This is a genomic window from Streptomyces sp. NPDC049887, assembly GCF_040656535.1.
Lineage (GTDB): Bacteria > Actinomycetota > Actinomycetes > Streptomycetales > Streptomycetaceae > Streptomyces.
This window is the reverse complement of sequence record NZ_JBFAMM010000010.1, coordinates 125,892-138,836: the sequence shown is the minus strand read 5'-3', so window position 1 is coordinate 138,836 and position 12,945 is coordinate 125,892. Positions and strand designations below refer to the sequence as shown.

The 12,945-nt window shown below is 70.6% G+C and carries 8 protein-coding genes; 7 read left to right on the top strand and 1 reads right to left on the bottom strand.

The window, feature by feature from the left end; genetic code table 11:
- Nucleotides 1-42 precede the first annotated feature (42 nt).
- The gene (locus AB0J10_RS15115) at nt 43-2,571 is read right to left on the bottom strand and encodes a DEAD/DEAH box helicase (RefSeq protein WP_363061601.1); all 2,529 of its coding nucleotides are present in this window, start codon (nt 2,569-2,571) and stop codon (nt 43-45) included.
- A 78-nt stretch (nt 2,572-2,649) separates the two neighbouring features.
- On the opposite strand from AB0J10_RS15115, the gene AB0J10_RS15110 reads away from it, so the two are divergent.
- From AB0J10_RS15110 to topA, 7 genes are all read left to right on the top strand, one after another.
- Nucleotides 2,650-3,003 carry an STAS domain-containing protein gene (locus AB0J10_RS15110; RefSeq protein ID WP_003967428.1) on the top strand — a complete coding sequence of 118 codons (354 nt, stop codon included), beginning with the start codon at nt 2,650-2,652 and terminating at the stop codon, nt 3,001-3,003.
- Between the two features lie 135 nt (nt 3,004-3,138).
- Nucleotides 3,139-3,588, top strand: a complete 450-nt coding sequence (locus AB0J10_RS15105) for an ATP-binding protein (protein ID WP_363061599.1) — start codon at nt 3,139-3,141, stop codon at nt 3,586-3,588.
- Nucleotides 3,589-3,860: 272 nt separating this feature from the next.
- Nucleotides 3,861-6,257: a sodium-translocating pyrophosphatase gene (locus tag AB0J10_RS15100; protein ID WP_363061597.1), complete on the top strand. Its 2,397-nt coding sequence runs from the start codon at nt 3,861-3,863 to the stop codon at nt 6,255-6,257.
- A gap of 231 nt (nt 6,258-6,488) precedes the next feature.
- The gene (locus tag AB0J10_RS15095; RefSeq protein ID WP_363061595.1) at nt 6,489-7,169 is read left to right on the top strand and encodes a small secreted protein; all 681 of its coding nucleotides are present in this window, start codon (nt 6,489-6,491) and stop codon (nt 7,167-7,169) included.
- Between the two features lie 308 nt (nt 7,170-7,477).
- Nucleotides 7,478-8,995 (top strand): class I SAM-dependent methyltransferase, encoded by a 1,518-nt coding sequence (locus tag AB0J10_RS15090; protein ID WP_363061593.1) that lies wholly within the window; start codon nt 7,478-7,480, stop codon nt 8,993-8,995.
- Between the two features lie 548 nt (nt 8,996-9,543).
- Entirely contained in the window at nt 9,544-9,741 is a 198-nt protein-coding gene (locus AB0J10_RS15085; RefSeq protein WP_363061591.1) for a hypothetical protein, read from the top strand.
- 236 nt (nt 9,742-9,977) lie between these two features.
- Complete coding sequence (gene topA, locus AB0J10_RS15080; protein WP_363061589.1) at nt 9,978-12,830, top strand: type I DNA topoisomerase; 2,853 nt, start codon at nt 9,978-9,980, stop codon at nt 12,828-12,830.
- The last annotated feature ends 115 nt before the right edge of the window (nt 12,831-12,945 follow it).

The window sequence follows — 12,945 nt, the reverse complement described above, 5'->3', positions numbered from 1 at the left end:
CTCCGGGTGGCCGACGTGCCCCGCCGGGGCCGGCGAGATCCGTCAGGCCTCGCGGGCTCCTGGTACGCCGGGGCGTTCCGGCTTCGCCGGAGCGCTCGGGGCCGGGGCGCCGGCATCGGGAGCGCCGGGGGCATCCCTCAGGAGGACGGTGAGCAGGCGGACGGCGGCGCGCTTGTGGAGCGGCTCGTTGCCGTTGCCGCACTTGGGGGACTGGATGCACGACGGGCAGCCCGCCTCGCACTCGCAGGAGGCGATGGCCTCCAGGGTCGCGCCGAGCCATTCACGGGCCGTGTGGAAGGCCCGCTCGGCGAAACCCGCACCACCGGGGTGTCCGTCGTAGACGAAGACCGTCGGCAGCAGGGTGTCCGGGTGCAGCGGTACGGAAACGCCGCCGATGTCCCAGCGGTCGCAGGTGGCGAAGAGCGGGAGGAGCCCGATGGAGGCGTGCTCGGCGGCGTGGAGTGCCCCGCCCAGCTGCTCCGGGTTCACCCGGGCGGCGTCCAGCTGGTCCTCGGTCACGGTCCACCACACGGCACGGGTGCGCAGGGTGCGCGGCGGCAGGTCGAGCTTGGTCTCGCCGAGCACCTCACCGGTGATCAGCCTCCGGCGCAGGAAGGAGACGACCTGGTTGGTGACCTCGACGGAGCCGTAGCAGAGGCGACCGCCGCCCCATGGGATCCCGGTGTCGGTCTCGAGGACGGAGATGGAGGTGGTGTCCCGGGCTGTGGTGGAGTAGGTCGGGTTCGCCTCCTCGACGAGGGCGACGGAGTCCTCCAGGTCCAGCCGCTTCACCAGGTACGTACGACCCTGGTGGAGATGCACCGCGCCGTCGTGGACGGCGGTGTGGGCCGCCGGTTCGTCGACCGTGCCGAGCAGCCGGCCGGTGGCGGCCTCGACGATCTGCACGGGCCGTCCGCCCTCGCCACGGATGTCCGCGAGGTCGGCTGCCCGCTCCCGGCGGGTCCAGTACCAGCCGGCCGTGCGCCTGCGCAGCAGCCCCGCGCTCTCCAGCTGCGGCAGCAGCCCGGGGACGGCCGGGCCGAACAGCTCCAGGTCCCCCTCCGTCAGGGGCAGCTCGGCAGCGGCCGCGCAGAGGTGCGGTGCCAGGACGTAAGGGTTGTCCGGGTCGAGCACGGTGGACTCCACGGGCTGCCGGAACAGCGCCTCGGGATGGTGGACGAGGAAGGTGTCCAGCGGGTCGTCGCGGGCGACCAGCACCGCCAGGGCACCCTGTCCCGCGCGGCCGGCCCGGCCCGCCTGCTGCCAGAGCGAGGCGCGGGTACCGGGGTAGCCGGCGATCAGGACCGCGTCCAGGCCGGACACGTCGATGCCCAGTTCCAGTGCGGTGGTGGCGGCCAGCCCGAGCAGTTCGCCCGAGTGCAGGGCACGCTCCAGGGCGCGACGTTCCTCGGGCAGGTATCCGCCCCGGTACGCGGCGACACGCCGAGCGAGGGCCCGGTCCACCTCGGCCAGGCGCTCCTGGCTGATGACCGAGATCAGCTCGGCGCCCCGCCGTGAGCGCACGAAGGCGACCGTGCGGACGCCCTGGACGGTCAGATCGGTCAGGAGGTCGGCTGTCTCCGCGGTGGCCGTACGCCGCACCGGGGCCCCCTTCTCGCCGTGCAGCTCGGTGAGCGGAGGCTCCCAGAGGGCGAAGACGAGCTCACCGCGGGGGGAGGCGTCGTCCGAGACCTCGGTGACGGGCAGACCGGTCAGACGGCCGGCGGCGACGGCGGGGTCGGCGGCCGTCGCCGAGGCAAGCAGGAACACCGGATGCGCGTCGTAGCGGGCGCACACCCGGCGTAGCCGGCGGAGCACCTGGGCGACGTGGGACCCGAAGACTCCGCGGTAGGTGTGGCACTCGTCGATCACGACGTAGCGCAGGGAACGCAGGAAGGAGGACCAGCGGGGATGCGACGGGAGTATGCCCCGGTGCAGCATGTCCGGGTTGGTCAGGACGTAGTTCGCGTACTGGCGGACCCACTCCCGCTCCTCGACCGGGGTGTCACCGTCGTACACGGCCGGCCGCACGCGGTTGCCGAGCGGCGACGCCAGCTCCTTCACGGCGCGGCGCTGGTCCGCGGCGAGGGCCTTCGTCGGGGCCAGGTAGAGGGCGGTGGTGCCCCGTCCGTTGGGCGCCTCCGAGCCGTCCAGCAGGGTGCTGAGGACCGGCGCGAGGTAGGCGAGCGACTTGCCGGACGCGGTTCCGGTGGCGATCACGACCGACTCGCCGTCAAGGGCGTGCTCGGCGGCGGATGCCTGGTGGGCCCAGGGATGTTCGATTCCGGCCTGCTGGATGGCGTTGATCACTTCCGCGCGGATACGGTGCGGCCAGACTGCATGGCGACCCGGCCTGGGGGGCAAGTGCTCCGTATGAGTGATGCGCGCAGCCCGGCCCGCCACCGCGGTGAGCCGGTCGAGGACCGTACCGGGGGAGGGGCGGGTTTCCCCGCTCTCGGCGGGTCGTCTGGGTCGGTGATTCATGGCCATCGGCACCGAGTGTGTCACCGGCGTGACGGACAATGGTCCCAAGGCGTCGTGCATGGCTGCTGGTAAGTGATTGAATGCCATCGCGGCTGGCGATCCGTCCCCTGGCTCCGCCGGGGAGACCGAGGGGCGACCGCTCGATAGCAAGGTGCTGGAGGATCCGTGGACCTGTCCCTGTCGACTCGCAATGTGTCCGGCCCTGGCGGCGACCGCACGGTCGTCGAGGTCGGTGGCGAGATTGATGTGTATACCGCGCCCAAGCTGCGCGAGCAGTTGGTCGAGTTGGTGAACGACGGCAGCTACCACCTGGTTGTCGACATGGAGGGCGTGGACTTCCTCGACTCGACCGGCCTCGGCGTGCTCGTGGGCGGTCTGAAGCGCGTGCGTGCGCATGAAGGCTCGCTGCGCCTGGTCTGCAACCAGGAGCGCATTCTCAAGATCTTCCGGATCACTGGTCTGACCAAGGTGTTCCCCATTCACACCACGGTCGACGAGGCCGTCGCGGCGACCGACTGAGTCGCCGCGGGGGTTCCCCGGGGACTCCGGCGCGTTCGGAGGCTCCGGGGAGTCCGGAGGAAGGCCAGGGTGCCGGGCGCAGGCCCGGTGCCTCTGAGAAGCACGCTCGCACGCTCGTACGTCGAGGGGGACCGCATGGCCACCGTTGAACTCCGCTTCAGTGCTCAGCCCGAGCACGTCAGGACGGCCCGCCTCGTGGCGGCCGCCGTGGCGCGGCGCGCAGGGGTGGACGAGGCGGTGCTGGACGAGGTCAGGCTCGCCGTCGGCGAGGCGTGCAGCCGTGCCGTGGGGCTGCACCGCAGTCATGGCGTCGCGGCTCCCGTGCGAGTCCTGCTCACCGAGGAGGAGAAGTCCTTCTCGATCGAGGTCGGCGACGAGGTGCCCGTTTCCGGTGTCCCCGCGGGAGCGGAGGCCGGGAGGCACGGCTCCGGTTCCGGTGACGACCACGAGGACGCCGACGGGCGGGACCAGATGGGGCTCGCGGTGATCAGCGGTCTCGTCGACGACGTGGAGGTGACGACGGGTGAGCAGGGAGGTGTCATCCGGATGACCTGGCCGACGAATCCGGCCACGATCGTGTCATGACCCGATGAGTGTTCCTGGCGTGCCGTGCTGACGGCGGCGCCTGCGTCCACCTTTTTTGGAGGCCCTGCTGAGCAGGGCCTTTTTCATTTCCCTAGATCATTGATCAAGCGTCAATGCTTTTGCCCCGTTACCGCTTTCGGGGGCAATCCTGAGACGCGATCATTTGGTGAGGAGCGAACGAAGGTCAATTCCATTTGTCGCGCACTGTTTTGATCAGGTTCCGCTCCCTACAATCCGTCCACATCTTGAGCTCTGAACGTCAAGGAGGACGAATGGCGGGGCTCTTCAACCCAACCCTGACCGAACCCACTTCCCTTGCGGCCGCGGTACTCACCGATGACAACAGAATGATCGTAATTGTCATCGCGGTCGTCGCGATCGCGGCGCTGGTCGTCGCCCAGTTGCTGGTGCGCCAGGTGCTGGCGGCCGGTGAAGGCACCGAGTCCATGAGGAAGATCGCGGCAGCCGTCCAGGAGGGCGCAAACGCCTATCTGGCCCGGCAGTTGCGCACCCTCGGCGTCTTCGCCGTGATCGTCTTCTTCCTGCTGATGCTGCTGCCGGCGGACGACTGGTCGCAGAGACTGGGACGTTCGGTCTTCTTCCTGGTGGGTGCGCTGTTCTCGGCCGCCACCGGATACATCGGCATGCGTCTCGCGGTACGCGCGAATGTGCGCGTGGCCGCGGCGGCGCGTGAGGCGACCCCTGCCGAAGGCGAGCCGGCGAAGGATCTGACGGCAGTCGCGCACAAGGCAATGAAGATCGCTTTTCGTACCGGCGGTGTGGTGGGCATGTTCACCGTGGGCCTCGGCCTGCTCGGTGCCTCCTGCGTCGTCCTCGTCTACGCCGCGGACGCCCCCAAGGTCCTGGAGGGCTTCGGCCTCGGCGCCGCGCTGATCGCCATGTTCATGCGTGTCGGCGGTGGCATCTTCACCAAGGCCGCGGACGTCGGAGCGGACCTCGTCGGCAAGGTCGAGCAGGGCATCCCCGAGGACGACCCGCGCAACGCCGCGACCATCGCGGACAACGTCGGTGACAACGTGGGCGACTGCGCCGGCATGGCAGCCGACCTCTTCGAGTCGTACGCCGTCACGCTCGTCGCCGCCCTCATCCTGGGCAAGGCCGCCTTCGGCGATCTGGGGCTGGCCTTCCCGCTGATCGTCCCGGCGATCGGCGTGGTCACCGCGATGATCGGTATCTTCGCGGTCGCCCCGCGGCGCGCCGACCGCAGCGGGATGTCCGCGATCAACCGCGGCTTCTTCATCTCCGCGGTGATCTCGCTGGCCCTGGTGGCCGCGGCGGTGTTCGCCTACCTGCCGTCGTCGTACGCCGAGCTGAGCGGAGTCACCGAGCCCGCGATCAGGGGTCATGAGGGAGACCCGCGCATCCTCGCGCTGGTCGCCGTCGCCATCGGCATCGTGCTGGCCGCCCTGATCCAGCAACTGACCGGGTACTTCACCGAGACCACCCGCCGCCCGGTCCGCGACATCGGCAAGTCCTCGCTCACCGGGCCGGCCACCGTCGTCCTCGCCGGTATCTCCATCGGCCTGGAATCCGCCGTCTACACCGCGCTGTTGATCGGTCTCGGCGTGTACGGGGCGTTCCTGCTCGGCGGTACGTCCATCATGCTCGCGCTGTTCGCCGTGGCCCTCGCCGGCACCGGACTCCTCACCACCGTCGGTGTCATCGTCGCCATGGACACCTTTGGGCCGGTCTCGGACAACGCCCAGGGCATCGCGGAGATGTCCGGCGACGTCGAGGGCGCGGGGGCGCAGGTCCTCACCGACCTGGACGCCGTCGGCAACACCACCAAGGCGATCACCAAGGGCATCGCCATCGCGACGGCCGTACTCGCGGCGGCGGCGCTCTTCGGCTCGTACCGGGACGCGATCGCCACAGCTGTCGCGGAGGTGAGCGCCAAGGCCGGGGAGATGGGCCTGAGTCTGGACATCTCCCAGCCCAACAACCTGGTGGGTCTGGTCCTCGGCGCCGCTGTCGTCTTCCTGTTCTCCGGGCTGGCGATCAACGCCGTGTCCCGGTCCGCCGGGTCCGTGGTCTTCGAGGTACGGCGACAGTTCCGTGAGCACCCCGGGATCATGGACTACAGCGAGAAGCCGGAGTACGGACGCGTCGTCGACATCTGCACCAAGGACGCCCTGCGCGAGCTGGCCACTCCGGGTCTGCTCGCCGTCATGGCGCCCATCGCGGTCGGCTTCACGCTCGGCGTCGGCGCCCTCGGCTCGTACCTCGCCGGCGCGATCGGCACGGGCACCCTCATGGCCGTCTTCCTCGCCAACTCCGGTGGCGCGTGGGACAACGCCAAGAAGCTCGTCGAGGACGGGCACCACGGCGGAAAGGGCAGTGAGGCGCATGCGGCGACGGTGATCGGTGACACGGTCGGCGATCCGTTCAAGGACACCGCGGGCCCGGCGATCAACCCGTTGCTGAAGGTGATGAACCTCGTGGCGCTGCTCATCGCGCCCGCGGTCGTGCAGTTCAGTTACGGCGACGACGCCAACGCCGGCGTGCGGGCGGTGATCGCGACCCTGGCGATCCTGGTCATCGTCGGTGCGGTGTACATCTCAAAGAGGCGTTCGGTCGCGGTGGGTGACGAAGGCAACGCCGCCGAGCGGTCGTCGAAGTCACCGGACCCGGCGGTCGTTTCGCAGTAGAGCCTTCACCCGGACGAAACACCTGCTCACAGCACGGGCGGGCATCGTGGTCGACCGCGATGCCCGCCCGTTCGCGCTCCCGGGGGGAGACCGGGAGCGGAGACGGCGGTGAGCCTTGTCTCTCCTGGGGCGAAATATTGCATACGCGAGCAAGCCTGACATTCGGCCCGGGATTGTTGTGCGAAGGCCGTGTATGTTCCGGGGCCGAGAGCCTTGGAAGGGACCGATCGGGTGAAGGTGAACAAGAAGCTCGCGGCCGCAGTGTCCAGCGGTGCCGTGCTGGTGCTCGCGCTGACGGGCTGCAGTGACGAAGACGACAGCGGCAAGGTGGATGCCTGGGCGAAGAGCGTCTGTGACAAGGCGCAGCCGCAGATCCAGAAGCGGACCGACGCCCAGCAGGCGATCATCTCGACCGCCGTCGACGGCAAGCCCGCCGACATACAGGCGGCCGACTCCAAGGCCTTCCAGGACATCGCCGACGCCAACAAGGCGCTCGCCTCCGCGGTGCAGGCCGCCGGTTCCCCGCCCGGTGAGGGCCAGGAGCAGCTCCGGCAGGACGCGGTCAAGGAGCTCAACGCGACCGCGACGGCCTATCTCGACCTCAAGAAGAAGGTCGACGCGCTCGATCCGAAGAACCAGCAGAAGTTCGCGGACGGCCTGCAGGACGTCGCGAACGGGCTGAAGAAGATCCAGAAGATGGACCAGGTCGCGCTCGGCAAGCTGCAGTCCGGCGATCTGGGCAGGGCGATGGGGAAGCAGAAGGGCTGCCAGCGGGCGAAGCCGTCGGTGACCGCTCCCGCCGGCACGGGCGACGGTGCCTCCGAGCCCGGCAGCAAGCCGTCGAACGCGGCCGGCCCGTCGAAGTCGGCCGGATCCGCCGAGCCCGAGGCGTCCAAGGGGACGTCCGAGTAGTCGCGCCGGTGCCGCGGCGGACGGACGGACCGCCCGGCGCCGTTTCCGGGGTCCCGCCACGCCGGGAGCCCGCGTCCCGGTCGGCCCACCGTGTCGGGGCCGGCCCCGACACGCTCCAGCGGGGCGGGAGCGCCGTGGCCCTCGGCTGCCCGCGGGCGGACCGGTTTCCGCGCACAGGTTTCCGCGCACCGCACTCCGCGAAGCCGACTGTTTCAACCGGACCGTGTGCCGAACCGGATGGGCCCGCGGCCGCCCCGTGGGCGTGGCAGCGGCGGCGAAGGCGGAGTGCCGCGGGTGAGAATGGGCGGGTGAGTACGACCAGCCTTGCCGCAGGCCTTCCCGTTCCCGACCAGTCCGCCCGGCTCCGCGACGCCCTGCTCGCCGCCGACTTCACCGCCGACGGGCTGCTCGAACTTCTCGGCGCACCCGCCTACAGCGCCCTCGCCCGCAGTGAGACCGTCCCGGCGCTGCGCGCCACGCGCGGCGCGTCCCCGCTGGAGACGCTCGTGCGGCTCTTCCTGCTGCAGCGCACGGTGGCACCCGAGTGTGCCCGGGAGGCGCTGCCCGTGGACATGGCGCTCGAAGACGGCTGGGTGGCCGAGTGCTCCGACGGCATCCGGGCGACGGTGGACGTCCGCCCGTACGGCGGGCCAGAGGGGCAGGACTGGTACATCGTCTCCGACCTCGGCTGCGCGGTGGGCGGAGCCGGCGGCGCTAGCGGCCGTGACGAGGGCGTCGTCCTCGGTGTCGGCGGCGCGTCCACCACTCTCGCCGGCATCACGGTCCGCACCCCGGTGTCCTCCGCCCTCGACCTCGGCACCGGCTCCGGCATCCAGGCCCTCCACGCCACCCAGCACGCCACCCGGGTCACGGCCACGGACCTCAATCCACGGGCCCTGGCCTTCACCCGCCTCACCCTGGCGCTGTCCGGCGCTCCCGAGGCGGATCTGCGCGAGGGCTCCCTCTTCGCGCCGGTCGGGTCGGAGACGTTCGACCTGATCGTGTCGAACCCGCCGTTCGTCATCTCACCGGGCGCCCGGCTCACGTACCGGGACGGCGGAATGGGCGGGGACGATCTGTGCCGCTCGCTCGTTCAGCAGGCCGGGGACCGTTTGAACGAAGGGGGGTTCGCGCAGTTCCTCGCCAACTGGCAGCACGTGGAGGGGGAGGACTGGCAGGAGCGGGTGCGCTCCTGGGTGCCACGCGGCTGCGACGCCTGGATCGTTCAGCGCGAGGTGCAGGACGTGACGCAGTACGCCGAACTGTGGCTCAGGGACAGCGGTGACCACCGCACCGATCCCGACGCGTACGCGGCGCGCTACGCCGAGTGGCTCGACGAGTTCGAGGCGCGCGGGACCAAGGCGGTCGGCTTCGGCTGGATCAGCCTCCGGAAGACGGACTCGGACCGGCCGTCGATCGTCGTCGAGGAGTGGCCCCACCCGGTCGAGCAGCCGCTCGGCGAAGCCGTACGGGGCCACTTCGCCCGGCAGGACTATCTGCGCACGCACGACGACGCGGCGCTGCTCGCCGACCACTTCGTGCTCGTGGACGAGGTGGTGCAGGAACAGGTCGGGCTGCCGGGCGCCGAGGACCCCGAGCACGTCGTGCTGCGTCAGAGCCGCGGTATGCGGCGGGCCACGAAGGTGGACACGGTCGGTGCCGGTTTCGCCGGCGTCTGCGACGGCACGCTGAGCGCGGGCAGGATCCTCGACGCCATCGCCCAGCTGGTCGGCGAGGATCCGGTGCTGCTGCGTGACCGCACGCCCGAGGCGATCAGGGCGCTGGTGCAGGAGGGCTTCCTGGAGCCCGCCGTTCCGCGCGGCTGAGACACGCGCCGCGCGCGGACGTCCCCGCGGTCCGCGCCGGCGCACGAGGTGCTGCCCACCGGGGCCGCCCCTGCGCCGTCCGGCCACCCACCGGGGCCGTCCCACCGGTGGAACGGCTTCCCACCCGTCTCCGGGCGGCGGCCGGACCCGTCCGCTCTCTGCGGCGGCGACCTGACCGGGTTCCCTCCCGTCGACGCTCGGGCCGTCGGTACCGCTCGAGCCGTCGGCAGGAGCTGAACGGCTCCTTCTCCCGGCCGGGCGGTGCCCGTCGGCCATCGCTCCCGCACGAAACCGGCCATTGTGCGCATGTCCGTCCGGACTCCGGTCGAGTCCGCGGTGGAGCCGGCGGACGCGTCGGTCCGGGTCCGGCCGTCCGTGTGCGCCTGCCCGCCCACCTCCCGGAATCCGTTGCTCCGGAAATCGACCCCCAGCGGCGCCGCCCGGGTGAACCCGTGTCGCGTTCACCTGGAATTCGGGTGGGGGACGCCCGGAGGTGCCAGCCTCGGCCACGGGGCTTCCCGGGTCAGGCCGAGAAATGGGAGACGGGCATGGAGAGCGGTCCGGCGTACTTCGCGGGAACGGTGTTCGCGCTGTTCGGAGCCGCACTGCTGATATGGACGGGAGTGCGGGTCCGGCACCGGGCCCCGGTCGCTCACGGCGTGAATCCGGCCACGGCCGCCGCCCTCGGCACGATCTTCGGCGCGGGCTTCCTGCTCGCCGGCGTCTGGTGCTTCAGCCGATTCTGACCGCCTCGCGCCCGGCGCCCGGCCGCCGCCCCCGGGTGTCCGCCATGGCAGTCCGGGCGGCAGGATTGCCCGGAGTCGGGTTACCGTTCGAGTGGCCGTTGCGAGCTTTTGCCGTTTGACACGGGGGCGGGTTGTACCGTCACACTCCGCAGCGACAGCAAAGTGCAGTACGGCCGTACGCCGTACGTTGTACGCCGTACGAGCCCACCGAGCGTCGACCGGAGAGAAGAGCGAAGTTGTCCCCGACCAGCGAGACCGCACAGGGCGGCCGCCGACTCGTCATCGTCGAGTCGCCTGCCAAGGCGAAGACGATCAAGGGCTACCTCGGCCCCGGCTACGTCGTCGAGGCGAGCGTCGGGCACATTCGCGACCTCCCGAACGGTGCCGCCGAGGTCCCCGAGAAGTACACCGGTGAGGTGCGGCGGCTCGGTGTGGACGTCGAGCACGACTTCCAGCCGATCTACGTCGTCAACGCCGACAAGAAGGCCCAGGTCAGAAAGCTCAAGGAGCAGCTGGCCGGCTCGGACGAGCTCTACCTCGCCACCGATGAGGACCGCGAGGGCGAAGCCATCGCCTGGCACCTGCTGGAGGTCCTGAAGCCCAAGGTCCCGGTCAAGCGGATGGTCTTCCACGAGATCACCAAGGCCGCGATCCAGGAGGCCGTCGCCAACCCGCGCGAGCTCAACAAGCGCATGGTCGACGCCCAGGAGACCCGACGCATCCTCGACCGCCTCTACGGCTACGAGGTCTCGCCGGTCCTGTGGAAGAAGGTCATGCCGCGGCTCTCCGCGGGCCGTGTCCAGTCCGTGGCCACCCGTCTCGTCGTCGAGCGGGAACGCGAGCGCATCGCGTTCCGCTCCGCCGAGTACTGGGACCTGACCGGCACGTTCTCCACCGGCCGTGCCGGAGACCCCTCCGACCCCGCGGCCTTCACCGCGCGACTGACCGCCGTCGACGGACGGCGCGTAGCCCAGGGCCGCGACTTCGGTCCGGACGGACGGCTCAAGTCCGACCAGGTGCTCCACCTCGACGAGGCGAACGCGCGCGCCCTGAAGACCGCCCTCGAGAACGCCGCGTTCTCGGTCCGCTCGGTCGAGTCCAAGCCGTACCGCCGCTCTCCGTACGCCCCGTTCCGTACGACGACGCTCCAGCAGGAGGCCTCGCGCAAGCTCGGCTTCGGTGCGAAGGCGACGATGCAGATCGCGCAGAAGCTGTACGAGAACGGCTTCATCACCTATATGCGTACGGACTCGACCACGCTCTCCGACACCGCCGTCGCGGCGGCCCGGGCGCAGGTCACGCAGCTGTACGGCGGCGACTACCTGCCCGAGAAGCCGCGCACCTACGCCGGGAAGGTCAAGAACGCCCAGGAGGCGCACGAGGCGATCCGTCCCTCGGGCGACCGCTTCCGCACCCCGGCCGAGACCGGTCTGACCGGCGACCAGTTCCGTCTCTACGAGCTGATCTGGAAGCGGACCGTCGCCTCCCAGATGAAGGACGCGGTCGGCAACTCCGTCACCGTCAGGATTGGCGGCACCGGCTCCGACGGCCGGAACGCCGAGTTCTCGGCCTCGGGCAAGACCATCACCTTCCACGGCTTCATGAAGGCGTACGTCGAGGGTGCCGACGACCCGAACGCGGAGCTGGACGACCGCGAGCGACGGCTGCCGCAGGTCGCCGAGGGCGACCGGCTCACCGCCGAGGAGATCACGGCGGACGGGCACGCGACCAAGCCCCCGGCCCGCTACACCGAGGCCAGCCTGGTCAAGGAGCTGGAAGAGCGAGAGATCGGCCGCCCGTCGACGTACGCGTCGATCATCGGCACCATCCTCGACCGCGGCTACGTGTTCAAGAAGGGCACGGCACTCGTGCCGTCCTTCCTCTCCTTCGCCGTGGTCAACCTGCTGGAGAAGCACTTCGGCCGGCTCGTCGACTACGACTTCACCGCCAAGATGGAGGACGACCTCGACCGCATCGCGCGGGGCGAGGCCCAGGCGGTGCCGTGGCTGAGGCGCTTCTACTTCGGCGAGGGCACGGGGACCGGCGGGGCCGCCGAGGCCGGGAACGGCGACGGCGACCACCTCGGCGGACTGAAGGAGCTCGTCACCGACCTCGGCGCGATCGACGCCCGGGAGATCTCGTCCTTCCCGGTCGGCAGCGAGATCGTGCTGCGCGTCGGCCGCTACGGGCCGTACGTGGAGCGAGGAGAGAAGGACGCGGAGGGCCACCAGCGCGCCGACGTGCCGACCGACCTCGCGCCGGACGAGCTGACCGTCGAACTCGCCGAGGAACTGCTGGCCAGGCCGAGCGGTGACTTCGAGCTGGGCAAGGACCCCGAGACCGGCCACGAGATCGTCGCCAAGGACGGCCGTTACGGCCCGTACGTCACCGAGATCCTGCCCGAGGGCACGCCGAAGACCGGCAAGAACGCGGTCAAGCCGCGGACGGCCTCCCTCTTCAAGTCGATGGCCCTCGACACGGTGACCCTCGAGGACGCGCTCAGGCTGATGTCGCTGCCGCGCGTCGTCGGCAAGGACGCCGAGGGCGTCGAGATCACCGCCCAGAACGGCCGCTACGGTCCTTACCTGAAGAAGGGCACGGACTCCCGCTCCCTGGAGACCGAGGACCAGATCTTCAACATCACGCTCGACGAGGCGCTGGCGATCTACGCCCAGCCGAAGCAGCGTGGCCGTGCGGCCGCCAAGCCGCCGCTGAAGGAGCTGGGCACCGACCCGGTGAGCGAGCGCCCCGTCGTGGTGAAGGACGGCCGCTTCGGCCCGTACGTCACCGACGGCGAGACCAACGCGACCCTGCGGACGGGCGACAGCGTCGAGACGATCACCCCGGAGCGCGGCTACGAGCTGCTCGCCGAGAAGCGCGCCAAGGGCCCGGCGAAGAAGGCCGCCAAGAAGGCTCCCGCGAAGAAGGCGACGGCCAGGAAGACCGCGGCGAAGAAGACCACGGCCGCCAAGAAGACGACGGCCGCCAAGAAGACCGCGGCGAAGAAGACGACCACGGCGAAGGCGGCCGCCAAGAAGACGACGGCCGGGAAGACCTCGGCGGCGAGGACGTCGTCCTCGGACGAGTAGCGAACGGCGAGAGCGGCCGCGGCTCGGCGCGTCACGAACGTCCGGCAAGGGGCGCCCCGTGGAGGACCACGGGCGTCCCTCCGCCGTTCCACGGACACCCGCCGCCCGTTTGTTC